This is a genomic window from bacterium (assembly GCA_026129405.1).
Taxonomy (GTDB): domain Bacteria; phylum Desulfobacterota; class Binatia; order DP-6; family DP-6; genus JAHCID01.
Window position 1 is genome coordinate 670,629 of record JAHCID010000002.1, and the last position, 21,716, is coordinate 692,344.

The window sequence follows — 21,716 nt, forward strand, 5'->3', positions numbered from 1 at the left end:
GTGCGCGGGCGGCCGCCGCGGCGGGCCGGCGTGCGCCGCGTGCTGCGCTTCGGCGCCCTCGTGCTGTCGTGCCTCGTGCGCGCGGCGGCCGCGGCGGCGGACGTCGAGCAGGCGCTCGCGTTCGTCGGCCTGTCGGCCGACGCCGCGTCGCGCATCCGTGGCGGCGACATCGTCCTCACGGACGTCGCCCCGGCCTCCTCCCACGAGCTCGCGATCGGTCTGGCGTTCCTCGTCGAGCGCCCGCTGGCGGACGTGTCGGCGGACTATCGCGCCGCGCTCGACATGCACGTGGACGCGCAGGTGCGTGCCCTGGCCCGCGTCCACGGGACGCTCGCGGACTTCGCGGGCGTGGCGCTCCCGGCCGACGAGGCGGCGCGCTACCTGGCGGCGCGGCCGGGCGACCAGCTGAACCTGTCGGCGGACGAGATCGCCGCCTTCCAGGCGGCGGCCGCCGCCGGCGGCAATGCGCACGCGAGGGCGCAACAGGTACTGGCGCAGGTGCTGTTCGAGCGCTACCGCGCCTACGCGGCGCACGGCCTCGACGCCCTGGCGCCGTACGCCCGCGCGGGCGGCGACGTGCGCCGGCCATCGGAGGAGCTGCGCGCCGCGCTCGCCGCCGGCGTCCTGCTGCGGCGCTATGCGCCGCCCGTGTGGCAGATGCTCGGGGCGTACCCGCAGGGCAAGCCGGCGAACCTCGACGAGCGCTTCTACGTCGTGACCTACGAGCTCAACGACCGGCCGAACTATGCGCTGCGCCACCGGCTCGAGGTGCCGTTCGGCGACGGCGGCATCGTCGTCGTCGACCGCGATTTCTACGTGAGCCACGGCTACAACACGTCGCAGGCGGTGTCCGGGCTGATCCCCGTGGCGGAGGGCACGATGGTGTTCTACCGCGACCGCGTGTCGACCGATCAGCTGCGCGGCTTCGGGTCGTCGCTGAAGCAGGCGGTCGGCCGCCGCGTCATGGCGAGCCGGCTCACCGCGATCCTCCAGCGCTCGCGCGCCTGCTTCCAGGCGGCGACGATGTGTCCGCTGGCGGCCGCGTCGCCGGGGTGACCCGCGCCGGCGCGGCCGCCGTGCTCAGGCCAGCGCGACGACGAGGACGTCGTGCGGCCCGCCGAGGCGGGCGCGCAGCGTCGCCGTCGACACCACCGCGCCGCCGGTCCGGTACGGATTCGCCTCGCGCTCGAACGGCAGCGGGGCGCCGTTCAGCGTGAGCGCCGCCGGGCCTGCGCCCCGGCGCGCGACGCGGTACTCGATCCGCACGCGCCGGCCCGCCAGCGTCGCGTCGAGCGCGAGCCCGTCGAGCGCGCGCGGCAGCACCGGGTCGATCACCGTCGCCGAGCGCCCGTGCCGCAGGCCGAAGAGACGCTGGTGGATCAGGCGGCAGGCGATGCCGGCGCCGCTCGAGTAGACCCGCCAGCCGCCCTCGACCGGGATCGTGCCGGCGCGCACGTCGGCGTAGCGCGCCTGCGCCTCGTAGCGGTCGGCGACCGCGGCGTCGGAGCTCGAGGTGTAGCAGCTCGCCTGGCGCAGGCGCGCGTTCGGCACGACGTCGCGGAGCCCGATCGGCACCGCCTGTCGCAGCGCCAGCCAGAAGGCGTCGGCGTCGCCGTAGCGGGCCATCGCCTCGGCGTAGCGGAGGTGTGCGTGCACGTACATGATCCCGATCTCGCGTCCGAAGTACGAGCTCGTCTCGGCGCGCTGGAAGACGCGCTGTACGCCGCCTCGATACGTCGGCGGACGGTCGAAGAGGCGGGCGCCGTCGGCGGCGAGGAGATGCGCGCGCATGAGCTCGACGTGCCGCGCGGCCTGCTCGGGCGTGAGGAGATCGTCGATGATCGCGTGGATCATCGGCAGGAGCCGGTAGCGGATCCCCGTGCGCGCGTCCTGCGGGTGCAGCAGCGGCTCGACGCCGCCGTCCTCGTGGAACCAGGCGAAGCCGGCGAGCGTGCCGTCGACCAGGAGGAGGCGCTGGAAGTCGGTCCGGGTCCCGGCCGCCAGGTCGTCGAGCGGCCCGGCCAGCGCCTCGCGGCCGACGTGACGCAGCGCCGCCGCCAGCGTCGTCGCGGTCTGGTGCTGGAGCGTCACCGTCCAGCTGCTGCACAGGCGCTCGCGCATCACCGGATCGACCGGCTGGAGCGAGTCGTTCCAGTCGCCGTGCCCGTAGGCGACCAGGCGCGTGCCCGGGATCCGGCGCGCGGCGATCGCCGCCAGCGCGCGCTCGACGTGGGCGAGGACGGTGCCGCGCTCGGCGCGGTCGTCGCCGCCGGGGTGGAAGAACGGCAGCTCGGCGTCGAGGATGCCGCCGTCGTCGGACGCGAGCACGTACTGCGCCAGGGCCAGCACCGGCCAGAAGACGATGTCGCCGTGCGCGTCGGGGGCGCGGATGCCGCGGTCGCGGGCGAAGAACGTCCACCACTGCGGCCAGTCGCCGTCGGGGTTCTGGTTCGCGAAGACGAGCAGGAGCAGGGCGCGCAGCTCGTCGAAGCGGCCGAGCGCGAGCAGCAGCTCGACCGGCCCCTGGCAGACGTCGCGCGTGCCCCAGCCGCCGCCCGAGTACTGCTCGAGCCCGCGCGGCGCGAGGAAGTGCACGAGGGCGTCGTGCGCGAACCAGGGTAGGATCTCGACCACGCCGGCGGCGGGGCTCGCCGGCACCGGCAGCGCGACGTCGCCCGCCATCGCGCGCCAGAACGCCTCGCCCGCGGCCGCGTCGTCCGGCGCCGCGTCCTGCACGCGCTCGTCGGCGACGAGCCCCGCGGTGACGTGGAACGCGAGCGTGGTGGCGGGCGCGGTGACCAGCACGAGATACGGCTCGCCGCGCGACTGCCCGTCGGCGAACAGCGCCTCGTCGCCGGCGACGCGCGCCAGCACGCCCGGGGCGGCGTCGATACGCACGACGCCGGCGGGGAACCGCCGCCCCATGTCGGTGTCGGGATCGGTGTGCAGCAGCACCGCGTCGCCGTCGCGGGCGACGCGCGGGGGGCGCGGCTCGAGTCCGTCGTCGCCGCCGAGCGCGATCTGGTGCGAGAGGAGGAAGCGGCGGGGCGGGCCGCCCTCGACGTCGACGGTGAGCGTCAGGGCGTGGCGCGTGGTCGCCGCGGCGCTGGCGATGCGCACGACGCCGTCGGGCAGCGCGTACGCCCAGCGGCAGCCGGACGGCGTGGTCTCGAAGAGCGACGGCAGGCCGAGCCGATGCCAGCCGTCCGCGCGCTCGACGAAGAGGCGCAGGCCGCCCGCGACCGTGAGCCCGAGGTACGAGCGCACCGTCGAGAGGACGCGGTTGATGTTCACGTGCCCTTGCGTGACGAGCGAGTGGAACACGCCGTCCATCCACGCCGTCGAGGTGAGCGACGCCTCCTCGGGGGCGAGGCGGTCGCCCGTACGCACGATGTGCCCGTGCGGGCGCAGGCAGCGTCGCTCCTTGGCGGGGAGGACGACGTGGGTATGGGCGGCGGTGAAGAACGACAGCAGGGTGTCGCCGTCGCGCTCGACGTGGCGGCGCTCCCCGGGCCGCAGGAGGTCGAGCGCGGCGTCGTCGAGGTCGGCGCCGGCGATCACCGGCCGCGCGCTGAACAGCGTCGGCGTCGGCGGCGTGCCGGCGTCCGCTGCGGGCCACGCCGGCGCCGCCGCCTCGGGCAGGGCGAGGGCACGATCGACGAGCGCGACGTCGGCGTCGGCGGTGGGCGCCGGGTGGTGCGGCTCGAGCCAGCCGAAGAAGCCGCGTGTGCCGGCCGCGCCCGGCGCGAGCGTCGTGGCCTCGTCCTGGAGCACCGCCATCGCGTGCTCGTGCTGGAGGCGGCGGCTCGGCAGGTCGCCCGCCAGCGCCGCGGGCGCGTCGCCCACCCGCGTCGCGAGCCCGTGCAGCTGGAGCGCGTCGGTCGCCCAGGCGACGCCGCGGCCGAGCGCCCCGACGAGCAGCCACGGGTTGCGATCGCCGACGGCCAGATTCTGGCGCACCGCGAGCGCGACGCCGCGCGCGGGGTGGGACAGCGCGACGTGATCGAGGTACTGGCTCACGTAGTACTCGTTCATGCGGATGGCGCCGTACGGCGCCAGCGACACGTCCTGCGCGTGCACGACGTCGACGCGCACCGGCGTCGCGCCCGCGTTCTCGAGGCGCACGTGCCAGAACCACGCCGGCGCCGAGCGAGCGAGCACGAGGGCCACGGCGAAGCGGATGCCGTCCCACTCGCCGCAGACGCGGAGCCCGGCCGCGTCGAGCACGATGCGGCCGGGGCTGCGCGGCCCGAGGAGCGGTACCGGCGCGAGCGCCGCGCCGTGGCGGCGCAGCCACAGGTTCGCCGGCCCGCCCTCCATCTCGGTGCCCGGGAACGTGTTCACTACCACGTCGCGGTGCTCCAGGCGCCGCAGGGAGCCGTTGCGGTTCACGACCGCGGCCAGCCCCGAGGGACTCTCGAGCCGCACCGGCCCGGGCGTGCTCATGGCGCGCTCGCCCGCCGCGCCTCGCCCTCGACGACGACGCCGTCGCGGATCGGCTTCCAGCTCCAGCTCCCGTCGGCGGCGACCTCGAGCAGCGCGTCGTGCTCGGCCACGTGGTTCTCCTCCTCGTCGATCCCGGTGAAGGTGATGCAAGTCACGGTACACGCGCAGAGCGCCTGGAGGGCCATCGTGATGTGCTCGCGCTCGAGCGTGCGGCTCGGGTTGTCGAGGATCACGAACGAGGGCCGCGACAGCAGCACGCGCGCGATCGCGAGCAGCTCCTGCTCGCGCAGCGAGAGGACGTCGCTCCAATCCTCCTCGCGATCGAGCCCGCCGACGCGCTCCACGATGCGCTCGGCGCCGAGCTGGCGCAGCACGCCGGACGGCTCCGCGTCGCCGGCGCCGTCTCCGTGCAGCTCGCCGACGAGCACCTGCCGGAGCGTACCCGGCGGCAGGTAGGGTCGCTCGGGCAGGAAGGCGAGGTCCCCGAGCGGCGGCCGCACGATGCGGCCCTCGCCCGAGTGGAAGATGTCGGCCGTCGCGTGCAGCAGCGCGGTGCGGGCGGTGCCGTCCGTCGCGCGTACGAGGAGGCGGACGCCGCGCGGCGTGTCGACGTCGAGGTCGCGCACGAGGACGCGCCCGTCGCGCGGGCTCCGCAGCGTCAGGTGCTCCCACGCCACCCGCTTCCCGTCCTCGACGACGGTGAGGCCGTCGGCGGCGGCGCCGGGCGTGAGCGCGTCGATCAGCACGTTCAGCCGGGCCATGACCGCGGCGTACGACGTCAGCGTCTGGAACTGCGTGACCACCAGCGAGAACGCGCCGAGCAGCGTCGAGAACGCCATCGCCGCCTGCGTGACCGCGCCGAACGGCACGTCGCCGCGCATGAACATCGGCGCGACGATGAGTGCCGGGATGATCTGGATCATGTAGTTGTAGCCGGTCGTGAAGAAGCCGACGTTGCGCGACACGTCGATGATGCGGCGCTGGTTCGCGATCAGCGCCCCGATCTGGTGGAGGAGGCGTCGCAGCAGCCGTGGCTCGCGGTGCTGGAGCGCGATCGCGTCGGCGTTCTCGCGCACGTGGATCAGCTGCGCGCGGAAGTCGGCTTCGCGGTCGGCCTGCGCATAGTTGAGCGGCACCAGACGGCGTCCGAGGGCGATGGTGACCACCGAGCCGACGGCCGCGTAGACGAAGCCGACCACGAACAGCAGGCGGCTGATCGACCACAGCACGCCCGAGAACGCGATCACGGTGATCGTCCCGTTCAGCAGCATGAGGCTCACCGACAGCGTCATGGTGACGAACGTCCGGACGTCCTCCGAGATGCGCTGGTCGGGGTTCGGCAGCCCGAGACGCACGAAGGAGCGGCCGCGGAGATAGATGCCGACGACCCGCCGGGTGAGCCAGTCGCGCCACACCAGGCCGAGGATGTCCTGGGTGTAGCTCGCGAGCACCGCCGCCACCGTCGAGGCCGCGAACACCGCCACGTAGAGCAGCGCCTCGCGGAAGAACCCGGCCCGGTCCCGGGTCTCGATCGCCGTCATGAAGTCGCGGCCGACGTAGCTGTTGACGACGTTGAGGCCGTTGATGGCGAGGAAGATGAGCAGGAGCGCGACGCACAGGAAGATCGCCTTGCCGCGCACCTCGCTGGTGAGGAGGTTGCGGATGGCATTGACGAAGTGCCGCCAGGTCTGTCGGGAGAGCCTGCTCTGCTTCGGGCCGGTGGCGGCGAGAGTCATGGGGTGCGCGGCCTCCTCTGTAGCGCACTCGACGCCGGGGCCGCGAGCAGCTCGGGTTGCCGGCCGCAGGGGCGTCGTCTAAGGCTCGCGCAGCGCCGGTGGGCGCCCGCATGGCGGATATCCTGCGCGACGACTTCACCGACCTCTCCGGGTGGCAGACGATCGCCTCCGGACTCGCCCGCCTGGGCCTCTCGCCGGACGACGGGCCCGACGGCGCGCGCGCCATGCGCCTCGACTTCGACTTCGCCGGCGGCGGCGGCTTCGTGGTGGCGCGCAAGGAGCTGGCGCTGCGTCTGCCCGAGACCTGGGCGCTCGTCTTCGCGCTGCGCGGCGTCGGGCCGCGCAACCGGCTCGAGATCAAGCTCGCCGCGCCGGGCGGGGAGAACGTCTGGTGGTATTGCGAGGAGGCGTTCGCGCTGCCGGCGCAGTGGCAGCCGATGGCGATCCGCTCGCGCGAGCTCGAGTTCGCGTGGGGCCCCGCGGGCGGCGGCGCGATCACGGACGTCGCCGCCATCGAGATCGCGCTCGCGGCCGGCCCCGGCGGCCGCGGCAGCGTCCGGCTCGCCGATCTGCGCTTCGAGGACCGCACGGTCCGCGCGGCGCCCGTCGTACGCGCGTCGAGCGCGCTGCCGGGCCACGGGCCGGAGCGGCTCTTCGCCGCCGCGCCCGAGGCGGGCTGGCGGAGCGCGGGCGGCGCGCCGCAGTGGCTCGCGGTCGACTTCCAAGGGGAGCGCGAGTACGGCGGCCTCGTCCTCCACTGGGAGGACGGCCGGCGCGCGCGCGCGTTTCGCGTGCGGACCTCGAACGACGGCGCCGCCTGGCGGACGGCGCACACGACCACGCACGCCGACGCCGAGCGGAGCTGGGTCTACATGCCCGGCACCGCGGCGCGCTTCCTGCGCCTCGAGCTCGACGAGAGCGCCGGCGACGGCTTCGGCCTCACGCGGGTCGAGGTACGTCCGTACGAGTTCTCGCGCTCGCTCGACAGCTTCTTCCGCGCCGTCGCGGCCGATCAGCCGCGCGGCGACCATCCCCGCTGGCTCGCCGGCGAGCAGAGCTACTGGACGCCGATCGGCCTCGCCGACGGCGACGCCTGTGCCCTCGTCGACGAGGAGGGGCGCATCGAGGTCGACCGCGGCACGTTCTCGCTGGAGCCCTTCCTCCACCTGGACGGCACGCTCGTCACCTGGGCCGACGCCGCGGTCACGCAGGAGCTCGAGGACGGCTGCCTGCCGATCCCGTCGTCGGTGTGGCGCCTGCGCGGGCTCGTGCTCCGCACCACCGCGTGCGCAGCGCGGGTCGACGGCCGGCCCGTGCTCTTCGTCCGCTACCGCCTCGAGCAGGACGGTCCCGCGCGCACGGTGCGGCTGTTCGTCGCCGCCCGGCCGTTCCAGGTGACGCCGCCGTGGCAGGCGTTCGGCACGCTCGGCGGCACGAGCCCGATCCGCACCATCGCGGCGTCGGCGCACGGCCTGCGCGTCGACGCCGCGCGCACGGTGCACGCGCTGACGCCGGCCGGCGGCGGGGGCGTCGCGACCTTCGACCAGGGCGGCGTCGTCGCGCACCTCCACGCGGGCGACGTGCCGCCGCGGGCGCAGGTCGCGGACGCCTTCGGCTTCGCATCGGGCGCGCTGCGCTTCGACGTCGTGCTGCCGGCGGGCGGCGCGGGCGAGGTCCACCTGGCGATCCCGTTCGGCACGACGGCGGACGCGGAGCACGCGCTACCGCCGGGCATACGCGGCGACGCGGTGCTGGACGCCGTCCGGCGCGAATGGCGCGAGCGCCTCGGTCGGGTGACCGTGGCGCTGCCGGAGCCCCGGCGGGCGTTCGCCGAGACGATGCGCACGGCCGTCGGCCACGTGCTGGCGCTGCGCGACGGCCCGGCGCTCCAGCCCGGCCCCCGCCGCTACACGCGGGCCTGGATCCGCGACGGCGCCATCATGGCGGCGGCGCTGCTGCGCATGGGCTGCGCCGGGGAGGCGCAGGCGTTCGTGCGCTGGTACGCGCCGTTCCAGAAGCCCGACGGAGACGTGCCCTGCGTCGTCGATCGCAGCGGGCCGGACTGGCTCGTGGAGCACGACAGCCACGGCGAGCTGGTCTTCGCGGTCGCGGAGTGCGTCCGCTTCGGCGCCGGGCGCGCCTTCCTCGACGCGCTGTGGCCGGCGGTCGAGCGGGCCGTGGGCTTCCTCACACGCCTGCGCGAGACGCGTCTCGAGCCCGCGTACGAGACGCCCGAGAAGCGGGCGTTCCGCGGTCTGCTGCCCGAATCCGCGAGCCACGAGGGCTACCTCGCGCATCCGGTGCACGCGTACTGGGACGACTTCTGGGCCGTCCGCGCCTTCGGCGACGCCGCGTATCTCGCCGCCGTGCGCGGCGACGCGGCCGAGGCCGCGCGCCTGCGCGCGCGGCGCGACGCGATGCGCGCCGACGTGCGCACGTCGCTCGAGACGACGATCGCGGTGCGCGGGCTCGACTACGTGCCGGGCTCGGTCGAGTGGGCGGACTTCGATCCGACCGCGACCTCGAATGCGGTCGCGCTCCTGGGCGAGCTGCCGACGCTGCCCCGCGCCGCCACCGCGCAGACCTACGTGAAGTACCTCGCCGGCTTCCGGCAGCGGCGCGACGGCACGATGCCGTGGAAGAACTACACCGCCTACGAGGTGCGCATCGTCGGCGCGCTGGTGTGCCTGGGCGAGCGGGACGCGGCCAACGAGCTGGCGGAGTTCCTGATCGGCGATCGCCGCCCGCCGGCGTGGAACCAGTGGCCGGAGATCTCCTGGCGCGACCCGCGCAGCCCGGGCCACATCGGTGACGTACCACACGCCTGGATCGCCGCGGAGTGGGTGCTCTCCCTGCGCACGATGCTGGCATACGAGCGCATGGAGGACGAGGCGCTCGTGGTGGCGCACGGGGTCTCCGCCGCGTGGCTCGACGAGGGCGAGGTCGTCGTCGACGGGCTCGCCACCTACTGGGGCAGCCTCGGTTTCACGCTCCGCCGCGTCGATGCCCGCACGCTCGCGCTCGCGCTGCGCGGCGACGCCGCCCCGCCGGGCGGCGTCGTGCTGCGGCCGCCGCTCGGCGGGACGCTGGTCGCCGTCGAGATCGACGGCACGCCCGTGCGGAGCGCCGGCGGCGACGCGGTCACCGTCCCGCGCTGCCCGGCGACCGTCACGCTGCGGTGGTGATCGCCGCGACCTGGCGTCGGCGCGTGCGCCGGCGGAGCGCGCGCCAGCCCGCCACGAGCGTCTCCCCCGGCGGCGTCGCCGAGCCGCGCCGCACGAGCTCGGCCGCGCTTTGCGGCGACGCAGAATTTTACTGGCCAATGGCCATGATCCCACGGTATAGCGCGCCCACAGCATGGGAACCGACGGGTCGCGTCCACACCTCCGCTTCCCGTCGGGGCTCGTCGCCGCCGGGTGTCTGGCTCTGCTCCTCGGTGCGCCGGCGACGCGGGCTGCAGAGGTGCCGCCGCCCGGGCAGGTGCTGGTGCGCAAGCTCCAGGTGACGGCCGCGTCCGAGGGCACCACGTCGGGCAGCGTCCGGCTCGAGGCCGAGCTGCGCCAGATCGACGTCGTGGCGGCCGTGCAGTCCGGTGCGCTGCGCCTGCGCGTCCAGGACGGCGCCGCAGTCCGCGTCACCATCGTCCCGAACGGCTGTCGGATCGCGGCGACGAAGGTCGCCTGCCGCAGCCGGGCGAACGGGCTCGCGATGCGGCTGCGCCTACGCACCGTCGCGGGCGTGCCGACCTGGGAGCTCCAGCTGGTCGCCAAGCACCTGTCGACCGCCCAGGCCGGCGCGCAGCGGGCGAGGAGTCCCCTGCGCGTGCTGGTCGACGGCCTCGGACGCGACGCCGTCGTCAACCGCCTCGCGAGCTGTGCGCCGCTGGGCACGCGCGGTCTCGCGTGCGGTGCCTCCCGCCGGCCGAACGTCATCGTGATCGTGACCGACGACCAGCGCTGGGACTCGCTCGGCTTCATGCCGACGGTCTCGTCGCGGCTGGTGGGCGAGGGCATGCACTTCGACAACGCCTTCGTCTCGACGCCGGTGTGCTGCCCGAGCCGGGCGTCGTTCCTCACCGGCCTGTGGGCGCACAACCACGGCACGCTCACCATCTCGCCGCCGAAGGGCGGGGCGCCGAAGTTCATCGGCCCCGACGCCTCGACGATGGCGACGTGGCTGCGTGCGACCGGCTATCGCACCGGCTTCTTCGGCAAGTACCTCAACTCGTACTATCTCATCGGGCCGCCCACGCAGCCCACCTGGTACATCCCGCCGGGGTGGGACCGGTGGCGCGCCATGCGGGCCGAGAGCTACTTCGATTTCGAGATCGTCACCGAGACCGGCCTCGTGCAGCCCTATGCGGGTCCCGAGAACTACTCGACGGACGTCCTGCGCGATCAGATACTGGCCTTCATCGACGAGGCGGTGGCGGCCGGGAAGCCGTTCCTGGTGCACTACACGCCGTTCGGCCCGCACGCGGCGCTCAACGCGGTCATCCCGCAGCCCGCTCCCCGTCACGCGGGGCTGTTCGCCGACCTGGCGCTGCCCATGGGGCCGAGCTTCGAGGAGGTCGACGTCAGCGACAAGCCGCTCGCCATCCGCTCGCTGCCGCTGAACGACCCGCTGCGCGTGGCGCTCTCGGGCCTCAGCTATCGCGTGACCGCCGAGACCCTCCAGTCGATCGACGAGGCCGTCGCCGCCATCCTCGACCGTCTCGACACCCTGGGCGTCGATCAGGACACCGTCATCATCTACAGCTCCGACAACGGCTTCACCTTCGGCGAGCACCGCATCCACCTCCAGAAGCTGTGCGAGTTCGAGGAATGCCTGCGCGTGCCCATGGTGCTGCGCGCGCCGGGCCTCGCGGCGCCGGGTGCGACGAGCCCGCGTCTGGTACAGAACATCGACGTCGCCCCGACCGTGGCGGCGCTCGCGGGTGTCGTGCCGCCGAACCTGCTCGACGGGCGCAGCGTCGTGCCGCTCCTGCTCGGGGAGACCGCGGGATGGCGCACCGACCTCCTGTTCGAGCAGTGGCGCGTCCTCAACAGCCGGCAGTTCGTGGCCGTGCGCACCGAGACCTGGAAGTTCGTCGAGGATCGCGACACCGGCGAGCAGGAGCTCTACGATCTCGTCGGCGATCCGTACGAGCTCGAGAACCGGGCCGCCGATCCGGGCTATGCCGGGGTGCGAGACACCCTGCGGGCGCGCGCCTATACGCTCTTCGCCGCCGGCCCCGGCGACCACTGACGTCGGTCGGCCCGAACGGCTCGCGGCATCGTACCGCGGCGGCGCGTGTCTGGCGGGGCGGTCTCTGCTAGCCCACCCGGGATGGGACCTCTCACCGGATTCCGCATCGTGGAGCTCGCCGGCATCGGCCCCGGCCCGTTCTGCGCCATGCTGCTCGCCGACCTCGGCGCCGAGGTGCTGCGCGTCGAGCGCACCGCCGACGCCGGGCTCGGCATCGCCAAGCCGGTCGAGTTCGACCTCTACAACCGCAGCCGCCGCTGCATCGCCGTCGACCTGAAGACGCCGGACGGCGTGCCGACGGTGCTGCGGCTGGTCGCGCGTGCCGACGCCCTCATCGAGGGCTTCCGGCCCGGCGTCATGGAGCGCCTCGGCCTCGGACCCGAGCCGTGCCTCGCCCGCAACCCGCGCCTGGTCTACGGCCGCATGACCGGCTGGGGGCAGACGGGGCCGCTCGCGCAGGCGGCGGGCCACGACTGGAACTACATCGCCATCACCGGCGCGTTGCACGCCATCGGCCGCGCCGGCGAGGCGCCGGTGCCGCCGCTCAACCTGGTCGGCGACTTCGGCGGCGGCTCGCTCTACCTCGCCGTCGGCATCCTCGCCGGCCTGCTCGAGACGCAGAGGTCGGGCAAGGGGCAGGTCGTCGACGCCGCGATCACCGACGGCGCGGCGTCCCTGATGACGCTCTTCTACGGCCTCGCCGGCGCCGGCCTGTGGCACGGGGAGCGCGGGCGCAACCTCCTCGACACCGGCGCCCACTTCGGCGAGATCTACGAGACGCGGGACGGCAAGTACGTCAGCGTGCTCGCCATCGAGCCCAAGTTCTACGCCGAGCTGTGCCGGCGCATCGGGCTCGACCCCGCGACGCTGCCGGCCCAGAACGACCAGGGCGAGTGGCCGGCGCTGAAGGAGCGCTTCGCGGCGGTCTTCCGCACGAAGACGCGCGACGAGTGGTGCGCGATCCTCGAGGGCACCGACGCCTGCTTCGCGCCCGTGCTGCCCATGGCCGAGGCTCCGGCGCACCCGCACAACGTCGCGCGCGGGACCTTCGTCGAGGTGGGCGGCGTCGTGCAGCCGGCGCCGGCGCCGCGCTTCAGCCGCACGCCCGGTGCGATCCAGTCGCCGCCGGCGCGGCCGGGCGAGCACACCGACGCCGCGCTCGCGGACTGGGGCTTCGCGGCGGACGAGATCGCGGCGCTGCGCGCGGCGAAGGCGATCGCGTAGCGGCCGCGCCGCTCAGAAGCGCCAGCTGAGCCCGGCGCGCACGCGGACGTCGGGCACCATCTGGAGCGACGTCTCGTCGCGGACGACGGGGACGTCGACGCCGACCTCGGCCGCCAGACGGTCCGTCCAGTCGAACAGGATGGCGGGGCCTACGTAGAGGCGCGTGCGCGCGGTGTCGTCGAGCTTGATCCCGGCCTGGGTGTCGTTGCCCTTCGTGTCGCCGGAGAGGACGGCCTGCACGCCGAGGCTCCAGGTGTCGCCGGTGAGGACGTCGTAGCCCGGACCGCCGCTCCAGGAGAGCTCGTTCGCGAACGTGTACGCGTACGCGCCCTCGCTGCGGACCGCGTACTGGAGGAAGCCGAAGGCGAAGGCGCGGCCGCGCCGCCAGCCGAGCTGGCCACCGACGACCCCGTCGACCGAGCCCGAGCCGATGGCGAGATCGTGGCCGCGGATGGCGCTCACGGTGCGCCGCCCGCCCGGCGACGGGGCGGGGTGCCCCGGGCCGGGGCCGTGGTGGGTCACGCCACCGTCGCGGGCGTCGCGGCGGCGGGCGACGCCACGGAGCGCCCCGAGCTCCTCCGCCAGCAGCGAGGCGTCGCCGGTCGGGAGCTTGAGGCCGCCGATGAGGCTCGCCGTCAGCCGTCCCACGGGCAGCTCGGCGTCGAACGGCGTGCCGATGGCGACGAGGGTCAGGTCGCCGAAGCCCGAGACGCTGCCCGAGGTGAGCCGGCCGTTCTCGAGCCGGCGGTAGTCGCGCGCGACGATCGGCAGGTTCAGCTGCACGCCGATCCAGTCGGTGAAGCCGTACGTCGCGAACACCTGCGTGATGGAGCTGTTCAGCCGCTCGCCCTCGGACGGCACCTCGTGGCCGTCGATCATGACGGTGCCCATGTGCGTGAACTGCTCGGCGACGCCGAGGGTCAGACGTCGGCGCTGCGGGATGCGGTCCGGCTCGACGTAGACCGAGTGGGCGTCGCAGCCGAGCGCGGGTCCGGCCGCCGGGACGGCGACGAGCAGCACGAGGACGGCGAGCCAGGAGGAGCCGCGGCGGGCGACGGGGGGTGCGGACATGGATCGTGAGCTTCCGCTCGCGAAGGCGATGGCAGCCGCTGCCCGCCCCGGCAACGCTTCATTTTGACGCAGGGCTCCCCGCGTCGCGCCCGGCGTCGACGGGCAGGCTCGCAACGCCATGGCGCATGCCGCAGCGGGCGGCAGGCGATGGCGGCGTCTCAACCGAGCCGCTGCCGGCGATGGGCCCCCGGCGTGCGACCCGTCCAGCGCACGAAGGCGTGGTGGAACGTGCTCTGATCCGAGAAGCCGAGGACGAACGCGATCTCCTGGAGGCCGAGGTCGCCGGACTCGAGGTGGCGCAACGCCAGGTCGCACCGCAGCTCGTCGCGCACGCGCCGGTGCGTCGTGCCTTCCGCCGCCAGCCGGCGTTGGAGCGTGCGCGGGCTGACGCGCAGCTTCGCAGCCACCGTCGCGAGGCCGGGGTCGTTCGCCTCGAGCAGGTCGACGAGGGCACGTCGCACGGCGGCGGCGAACGATTCGCACCCGGGGAGCCGCGCCTCGAGGGCGCGTGCGTGCCGCTCGAGGATCTCGGCCAGGCTTCGGTCGGACGAGCGCTGCGGGCGTGCGAGGTCGGCGCGGGCGAAGGTGATCACGTTCACGCCCGCGTCGTACGCGATCGGGCAGGCGAACAGCCGGCGCGACTCGGTATGGTCACGCGGGGCCGCGTGGCGGAAGGCGATCCGCCGCGGCACGAACGCGTGCTCCGTGGCGCTGCGTGCGAGGAGGAGCAGGGCGGCGACGCCGAACTCGATGGCGTGGCGGGGCAGCCGGAACGCGGGGTCGCGGTCGTCGACCACCAGCCGTATCTCGTCGCCGGCATCGACCCAGTGGGTCGTCACCGCCTCCGTCACGAGGCGCTGGTAGCGCAGCGCCAGCCGCAGGCCGTCACCCACGGTCGCCGCCGAGCGCAGCAGGTGGGCGAGCGCGGGCAGCGCGCCGCTCTCTCCGGCGCGCCGGGCGACGGCGATGCCGAGATCGTCGATGCCGGTGAGCGCCGGCAGCTCGCTCCAGATCTCGCGCAGCACGTCGACGGGGATGCGTCCGTTCGGCTCCGCCAGCGCCGCCGGCGTCAGCCCGAAGCGGGCGCAGAGCGCGCGCTCGTCGTGCCCGCGCGCCATCGCCTCGGCGAAGGCGGCACGCGCGACGTGCATCGAGACGCTCGGGATCGGCAACGGCGGCGTCACGGCGGCCGCTGCGTTAGCATGCCGTGGCGCGTTCCACCAAAACCCCGGGCGTCGTCCGCCAACGTCGACGATACGCCGACGCGCTAGGCTCGGCGCCGGAGGGATCGCCGCCATGCCCATGCCCGAACGCCCCGCCACGAGACGCCGTACCGGTCGCGTGATCGTCCTCGCGGCGCTGGCCGTGCTCGCCGTCCTCGCGTACCGGCGCTGGGACGATCGCGGCAGCGGGCGGCTCCTGCGCGACCAGACCTACCATCACCAGGCCCTGCGGGCCTTGAACCACGCGGCGGCGGGCGGCGCCGACGTGTCGGAGGTGCTGGAGGCGACGCGCCACGTGCGGGCCGGCGATGCGCAGGGCTGGTACGCGGTGTGGACCGCGCTCGGCGACCGCAACCTCGCCCGCGCGCGGGCGACCGCGGATCGGCGCAGCCGCGGACAGGCGTTGCTGCGCGCCCACACCTACTACCTCCGCGCCGAGTTCTTCCTGCCGCCGGACGATCCCAAGCGCCCGGACTCGTTCGCCCGCAACACCCGCGCCTTCTACGAGGGGCTCGACACGCTCGGGGTGCCGTACGAGCGGCTGACGGTGCCGTACGGGCCGCACCATCTGAACGCGATCTACTATCCGGCGTCCGTCCCGGCGCACGGGCCGCTCGTCGTGTTCTGCGGCGGCGTCGACTCGACGCTGGAGGAGCTCTACTTCTTCCTCGTCGCCGCCGCGCACGAGCGCGGCTGGCCCGTGCTGACGTTCGAGGGGCCGGGGCAGGGCGCCGTGCTGCGCGAGCAGCACGTGCCGTTCACGCACGAGTGGGAGCGGCCGACGTCGGCGGTGCTCGACGCCTTCCTCGCCACCCATCCGCGGCCGCCCGCGATCGTGCTCGTCGGCCTCAGCCTCGGCGGCTATCTCGCGCCGCGCGCCGCCGCCTTCGACGAGCGCATCGACGGCGTGGTGGCGTACGACGCCATGTACGACGCCGGCGCCGTGGTGCGCCGCCGCGTCCCGCCGATCGCGTTCGGGCTGCGCCGCATCGGCCTCGAGCCCCTGGTGAATGCGGCGGGCGCGGTGCTGGCCCGCGTCGACCCGGCGACGGCGTGGTCGCTGTCGCAGGGCGGCTGGGTCACCGGCACGTCGACGCCGCTCGGCGTCGCCGACGCGTTCGCGCCCTTCACGCTGGAGGGCGTCGCCGGCCGCATCCGGCAGGACGTCCTGCTCCTCGCGGGCGAGGGCGATCAGTTCGTGCCGATCGAGCAGATCGGGCAGATGCAGGAGGCGCTGGTCAACGCCCGCAGCGTCACCGCGAAGGTGTACGACCGCGCGTCGGGCGGCGCCGAGCACTCGCAGCTCGGCGCCACGACGCTCTGGCAGGCCGACTTCTTCGACTGGCTGGAGGCGAAGTTCGGCTCGTGACCGCCGCCCGCACCGTCATGCCCGGCGTCGCTCCTGCCGCCGCCACCGCGCCAGCACGAGCGCCGCACCGAGCATGCCGCCGAGATGCGCGAAGTGCGCAATGCCCGACTGCGTCCCGGTGACGCCGCTCGCCAGCTCGACGAGGCCATAGAGCAGCACGAAGAGCCACGCTGGCATCGGAATGGGCGGGAACAGCAGGATCAGGATGCGACGCGGGAAGAGCGCGCCGAACGCGAGCAGCACCCCGAAGACGCCGCCCGACGCCCCGATCGTCGGATACGGCTCCGGGCCGGCCGTGTAGGAGACGACCGCGAGCTGCACGACCGCCGCCGACAGCACCGAGCCCAGGTAGAGCTGCAGAAAGCGCCACGAGCCGAGCAGCTGCTCGACGTCGCGCCCGAACATCCACAGCGCGAACATGTTGAGGAAGAGGTGCGACGGGCTGCCGTGCAGCACGCTCGAGGTGAGGAGCTGCCAGAGCTCGAAGTGCCCCAGCTCGTTCGGCGCCAGGTGCCGCGACCGCGCCCCGAGCGGCCAGAGCGCGAATTCCAGGATCAGCTCGTCGCCGATCACGCCCTGGAGCACGAAGACGGCGACGTTGACGAGGAGCAGGGCCGTGGTGACGGGATGCATGCGACGGTGCGCGCGAGACTACGCATCCAGCCCGGGCGGTACCAGACGCGGCGCCGTCCACGGTCTCAAGGCGGGTGGGGCCCTGCCGGTCGAGTACCGGCGCCAGGCAACGCTCGAGGCGACCCGTCGGCGAAATGCGAACTCCTCGTGGAGCGTGGTCGCCGAGGTCGCTGGGTCGTCCGATCCGATGTCCCGCGAGACGGGCGGCGCGTCGCCGCGGCCATCCGGTGGGGCAGCGCCCGCCGAGGACATGCCGCAATGGCGCGCCCTCGCTACGCCGTTCGTCGTGGCCGTCGGGCATCGCTGCCGGACGGCGGGTCGCTGCGTGGAAAAGAAAGGTGTGCAAGCACCCACTTTTGCTTCACGCCCCGGCCGTGTTCCGCTAGACTCCTCAGCGTGCGCTCCTCGTCACCGCGAAGCGCGACACGGGTCGTCCATCCCGTTGCTCTCGCGTTCGCCGTGTTGGTTGCGGCAGGTGCTCCTGCAACGGCCGCTTCCATATGGGTCAGTGTGTCCCAGTTCGGGGAGCCGGTGGTCGGGGCTCGGCCAAGCCTCTCCGCCACCGGCGAGCACATCGCGTTCGACAGTGTCGCTTCGACGATCGTCGCGGGCGACACCAACGCCGATCCTGACGCCATTCCGGATCCGGTCTTGGGTCTCGACGTGTTCGTTCGAGACCTCCGAGCCTGCGACACCCATCGCGTCAGCGTGACGCCTGACGGGTTGCAGGCGAACGGCGACAGCTCTCACGGGGCCATCTCCGCGGACGGAACCGTGGTGGCGTTCGTAAGCCGCGCCACGAACCTGACGCCCGCCGACACCAACCAGGCTGCCGACGTCTTCGTTCGTGATCTCGTGGCCGGCACCACGGAGGTCGTGAGCGTATCGTCCGAGGGCGCCCTCGCTCGAGGCGTCGGTTCCGCCTGGGCTGCGGTTGCCACGCCGTCGGTCTCCGGCGACGGACGGCTGGTGGCGTTCATGAGCGGCGCAACGAACCTGACCCCCGAGCTTCCCCCTTGCCCGGAAGCCGCGTGCTCGACCCTCCATGCCTTCGTCCGAGACAGGTATTCCGGCACCACGTCCTTGCTCGATCGGACCCCGCTCGGTGGCCCCGGCACCGAGAGCGTCTCCGCGGTAGCCATCAGCAGCGACGGGACGGTTGCGGTATTCGCGACGCGCTCGCGTCTACTGCCCGGCGACACGTCGAGCGACGTGGCTCTCTATGCCCGCGACCTCGCGTCCCACACCCTGCGTCTCCTCAGCAGGACGGCGGACGGTGACCACCTTCGGGTGAAGGGCAGTCCCGCTCTGTCTCGGGACGGCTGCCTGGTGCTCTTCGGGTTCGACCCCGGCGAGGCCTTCTCTGGCGTCGCCGTGTTCGATTGCGCGGTGGGGGCCGCGCGGGTCGTCGAAACGGGGAACGTCGGAAGCGAGTTCTGGGTCGCCGCCGACGGCAGCCGGATCGGATACCTCGTATTCCACCAGCCGCCTACGATACCTGGATACGGGCTGGCCCGATGGCCCCGAGGCCTGGACGCGAGGACGACTCTTCCGCTCCCGCCGTCGTCCAACGGGACGATGGCGCTGTCCGGCAGCGGCGACATCCTGTCGACGACCGTCGACGGAGCTCTAGTTGCCAGTAGCGGCGAGGATGGGCAGGTGGAGCCGACCGGATGCACACCGGCCCCCGGGCCACCCGTCGACGCTTGCGCGAACCTGGGCGGGCTCGAGCGAGCACACTGCTACCTCGTCGACGGGCGGAGCACCGGAGAATGCGCTTCGCGACCAATGCCACGGCGCGTGGCACGGCCGCTGGCTCGCGCCATCGCCTGGCTGGAGCCCGGACTCACCGACTCCCCCACCAAGAAGCGTCGGCGGCGTCTCCGCAACGCCGCGCGGGCGCTCGAGCGGACGACGGTGGGGATCCTCGTCGCCGGCAGGAAGGGGGGAATCTCCGCGGAATGCCGCGCGCGGCTTGGCGCCACCGTCGACCGCGCCCGAGAGCTGGTGCGGAGCGCGCCACGTCGAGGCGCCGAGACGCGAGGGATGCGCCGGCGTCTACACGCCGCCGGCAGCGTGCCAGAACGTGGGCCGTCAGCCGCCGCGCAGGCGGGCGTGGGCGCCGGCGGCGTCGCACTCGTCGGTCCGGTCGCGGGTGACGTCGGGCCGCAGCGAGTCCGTGTGCGCGAGCCAGGCGTCGCGGACGGCGTCGGGTAGCGCGGCGCGCGCGATGGCGTCGGCGAGGAGCTTGCGCCGGCGCATGAAGTGGCCGCCCATGATCGGGTGCGTGGCGTGCGCCTGGCGCACGTCGCGGCCGGTGTAGGCGACGTCGGCACCGAGCGCGTGCAGCGTCAGCTCGGTCTCCTTCGCGATCAGGCGCTCCTTGTCGGCGCCCTTGAAGAGGAAGCCGATCATGAAGTCGCCGAAGACGTGGCCGTAGAAGTCGCGCAGGACGGCGCGGATCGCCTCGGGACCGCCGGCCTGCTCGACGAGGGAGGGCTGCACGGAGGCGACGATAGCCGCCGGCGCCGGCCGGCACCACGCCCGGCGGGCGGCCAGGCGCACTCGCGCTGGAGGCTCGGTCCCCGCGCCGGCTCCGCCGCCGGAGCGGCGTGCCTCGGCTCGCGTGCGACGAAAGGTCGCACGCGGGACCGGCCGCCGCTATCCTCGGGCGCGCATGGCGCTGCGCGGGCACGGCCGCACCTTCGCGAGCCTCGCCGAGGTGATGGCGAAGGCGAACGAGGAGAAGTCGGGCGATCGCCTGGCCGGGCTCGCGGCCGCCGACGGCGAGGAGCGCGTCGCCGCGAAGGCCGCGCTCGCCGGCGTGCCGCTGCGCCGCTTCGTCGAGGAGCCGCTGCTTCCCGACGACGCGCTCACGCGCGTCTTCCTCGAGGCGCAGGATGCGGCCGCCTTCGCGCCCGCCGCCGGCTGGACGGTGGGTGAGTTGCGCGAGCACCTCCTCGCCGACGCGCCCGGGGTCCTCGCGGCCCTGCGCCCGGGGTTGCTCCCCGAGATGGCCGCCGCCGTCGCGAAGCTGATGTCGAACCTCGATCTCCTGCTCGCGGCGAAGAAGCTGCCGGTCGTGGTGCGCGGCCGGACGACGCTCGGTATGCCCGGCCGTCTGGCGACGCGCATCCAGCCGAACCACCCGCGCGACGGCGTCGACGGCATCGTCGCCAGCACGCTCGAGGGTCTCGCCTACGGCTGCGGCGACGCGGTGCTCGGCGTGAACCCCGTCGACGATCGCGTCGAGGTGGTGTGTCGCGTCGCCGACGCGCTCAGCGACGTGCGCACGCGCCTCGAGGTCCCGACGCAGGTCTCGGTGCTGGCGCACGTGACGACGCAGCTGCACGCGCTCGCCGCCGGGGCGCCGCTCGACGTGCTGTTCCAGTCCGTCGGCGGCACCGCCGCGGCGAACCGCGCCTTCGGCATCGACCTCGCGCTGCTCGACGAGGCCGACGCCGCCATCCGCGCGCACGGCCGGCTCGGCGGCGGCGCGCACTGGTACTTCGAGACGGGGCAGGGCTCCGAGCTGTCGAGCGAGGCCCACGGCGGGCTCGACCAGGTGACGCTCGAGGCGCGCTGCTACGGCGTCGCGCGGCGCTACGCGCCGTTGCTCGTCAACACGGTGGTCGGGTTCATCGGCCCCGAATATCTCTGGGACGCGCGCCAGGTGATCCGTGCCGGGCTCGAGGACCACTGCATGGGCAAGCTGCTCGGCGTCCCGATGGGCGTCGACGTCTGCTACACGAATCACATGGCGGCCGACCAGAACGACCTCGAGTCGCTGGCCGTGCTGCTCGGGACGGCGGGCTGCAACTACCTCATGGCCGTGCCGATGGGCGACGACTGCATGCTCTCGTACCAGACGTCGTCCTTCCACGACGGCGCCGCGCTGCGCGAGCTGCTCGGCCTGCGCCCGGCACCGGAGTTCGAGCGCTGGTGCGAGGCGCGCGGCCTCATGGCGGAGGGACGGCTGACGGCGCGCGCGGGCGACGCGCGGCTGCTGGCGTGAGCGCCGGTCGCATGGCCCCGGACTTCGACCGCGCCCGCCGCACGACGCCGGCCCGCCTCGACGTCGGCCGTGCCGGCAGCCGCCCGCGTACGGCGACGTGGCTCGCCTTCCAGCGCGATCACGCCGCCGCGCGGGACGCCGTGTGGTCCGCGTGGTCGCCGGCGTTCGAGGCGCGGCTCGTCGGGCTCGGGTTCACCATCGTCTCGTCGGCCGCGCCCGACCGGGCGGCCTACGTGCGCGAGCCTCCTTGCGGGCGGCGGCTCGCGCCGGGCACGGTGCTGCCCGCGGCGACGCGGCCGGCGTGGCAGGTCGTCCTCTCCGACGGTCTCTCGCCACGCGCCGCCGAGGCGCACCTCGAGCGCCTCTGGCCGGACCTCGCGCGGCATCTCGCCGCGCTGGGTCCGCTCGGGACGCCGATCGCCGTGCGCAACGGGCGTGTCGCCGTCGGCGACGCGATCGGTGCGGCGACCGGCGCCGACGTCGTCGTGCACCTGATCGGCGAGCGTCCGGGGCTCGCCGCCGCCGACGGCCTCGGCTGCTATCTCACCTGGCGTCCCGGGCCGACGACCACCGACGCCGACCGCAAGTGCATCTCGAACATCCGCCCCGCCGGCCTCGATCCCGCCGAGGCCGGCGCGACCATCGCCGGCGTCTGCCGGCGGATCCGCGCGCACGGCGGCTCGGGCACCGACCTCGTGCTGTGACCTCTGCGCGGGTGGCACAGGTGTGCCACCGTCGCGCGCGCAGGTGGG

The 21,716-nt window shown here is 74.2% G+C and carries 13 protein-coding genes; 7 read left to right on the plus strand and 6 right to left on the minus strand.

Annotated features, from left to right (window positions below; genetic code table 11):
- Positions 1 to 1,056, plus strand: coding sequence for a hypothetical protein (locus KIT14_11415; protein ID MCW5891143.1), 1,056 nt, complete (start codon positions 1 to 3; stop codon positions 1,054 to 1,056).
- A 24-nt stretch (positions 1,057 to 1,080) separates the two neighbouring features.
- On the opposite strand, the gene KIT14_11420 is transcribed toward KIT14_11415, so the two are convergent.
- Both KIT14_11420 and KIT14_11425 read right to left on the minus strand, forming a co-directional pair.
- Complete coding sequence (locus KIT14_11420; GenBank protein MCW5891144.1) at positions 1,081 to 4,446, minus strand: hypothetical protein; 3,366 nt, start codon at positions 4,444 to 4,446, stop codon at positions 1,081 to 1,083.
- Positions 4,443 to 6,182 carry an ABC transporter ATP-binding protein/permease gene (locus KIT14_11425; GenBank protein ID MCW5891145.1) on the minus strand — a complete coding sequence of 580 codons (1,740 nt, stop codon included), beginning with the start codon at positions 6,180 to 6,182 and terminating at the stop codon, positions 4,443 to 4,445. The genes KIT14_11420 and KIT14_11425 overlap by 4 nt, the downstream gene beginning before the upstream one ends.
- A 110-nt stretch (positions 6,183 to 6,292) precedes the next feature.
- Here KIT14_11425 and KIT14_11430 point away from each other — a divergent pair, with 110 nt between their 5' ends.
- The 3 genes from KIT14_11430 to KIT14_11440 all read left to right on the plus strand — a co-directional run bounded on the left by KIT14_11430 (position 6,293) and on the right by KIT14_11440 (position 12,653).
- Positions 6,293 to 9,367 carry a discoidin domain-containing protein gene (locus tag KIT14_11430; protein MCW5891146.1) on the plus strand — a complete coding sequence of 1,025 codons (3,075 nt, stop codon included), beginning with the start codon at positions 6,293 to 6,295 and terminating at the stop codon, positions 9,365 to 9,367.
- 172 nt (positions 9,368 to 9,539) lie between these two features.
- Positions 9,540 to 11,429, plus strand: coding sequence for a sulfatase (locus KIT14_11435; GenBank protein ID MCW5891147.1), 1,890 nt, complete (start codon positions 9,540 to 9,542; stop codon positions 11,427 to 11,429).
- Between the two features lie 81 nt (positions 11,430 to 11,510).
- Positions 11,511 to 12,653, plus strand: coding sequence for a CoA transferase (locus tag KIT14_11440; GenBank protein MCW5891148.1), 1,143 nt, complete (start codon positions 11,511 to 11,513; stop codon positions 12,651 to 12,653).
- Positions 12,654 to 12,665: 12 nt separating this feature from the next.
- On the opposite strand, the gene KIT14_11445 is transcribed toward KIT14_11440, so the two are convergent.
- Both KIT14_11445 and KIT14_11450 read right to left on the minus strand, forming a co-directional pair.
- Positions 12,666 to 13,724 (minus strand): hypothetical protein, encoded by a 1,059-nt coding sequence (locus tag KIT14_11445; protein MCW5891149.1) that lies wholly within the window; start codon positions 13,722 to 13,724, stop codon positions 12,666 to 12,668.
- 158 nt (positions 13,725 to 13,882) lie between these two features.
- Positions 13,883 to 14,908, minus strand: a complete 1,026-nt coding sequence (locus tag KIT14_11450) for an AraC family transcriptional regulator (GenBank protein ID MCW5891150.1) — start codon at positions 14,906 to 14,908, stop codon at positions 13,883 to 13,885.
- Positions 14,909 to 15,143: 235 nt separating this feature from the next.
- On the opposite strand from KIT14_11450, the gene KIT14_11455 reads away from it, so the two are divergent.
- Positions 15,144 to 16,316 (plus strand): alpha/beta fold hydrolase, encoded by a 1,173-nt coding sequence (locus KIT14_11455; GenBank protein ID MCW5891151.1) that lies wholly within the window; start codon positions 15,144 to 15,146, stop codon positions 16,314 to 16,316.
- 15 nt (positions 16,317 to 16,331) lie between these two features.
- Here KIT14_11455 and KIT14_11460 read toward each other — a convergent pair whose 3' ends face one another.
- Both KIT14_11460 and KIT14_11465 read right to left on the minus strand, forming a co-directional pair.
- Positions 16,332 to 16,949 carry a rhomboid family intramembrane serine protease gene (locus KIT14_11460; protein MCW5891152.1) on the minus strand — a complete coding sequence of 206 codons (618 nt, stop codon included), beginning with the start codon at positions 16,947 to 16,949 and terminating at the stop codon, positions 16,332 to 16,334.
- A 2,094-nt stretch (positions 16,950 to 19,043) separates the two neighbouring features.
- Positions 19,044 to 19,454 carry a group 1 truncated hemoglobin gene (locus tag KIT14_11465; protein ID MCW5891153.1) on the minus strand — a complete coding sequence of 137 codons (411 nt, stop codon included), beginning with the start codon at positions 19,452 to 19,454 and terminating at the stop codon, positions 19,044 to 19,046.
- A gap of 172 nt (positions 19,455 to 19,626) precedes the next feature.
- Here KIT14_11465 and KIT14_11470 point away from each other — a divergent pair, with 172 nt between their 5' ends.
- Positions 19,627 to 20,964: an ethanolamine ammonia-lyase subunit EutB gene (locus KIT14_11470; protein MCW5891154.1), complete on the plus strand. Its 1,338-nt coding sequence runs from the start codon at positions 19,627 to 19,629 to the stop codon at positions 20,962 to 20,964.
- Entirely contained in the window at positions 20,961 to 21,668 is a 708-nt protein-coding gene (locus KIT14_11475; GenBank protein MCW5891155.1) for an ethanolamine ammonia-lyase subunit EutC, read from the plus strand. Before KIT14_11470 ends, KIT14_11475 begins: the two co-directional genes overlap by 4 nt.
- Positions 21,669 to 21,716: the final 48 nt, after the last annotated feature.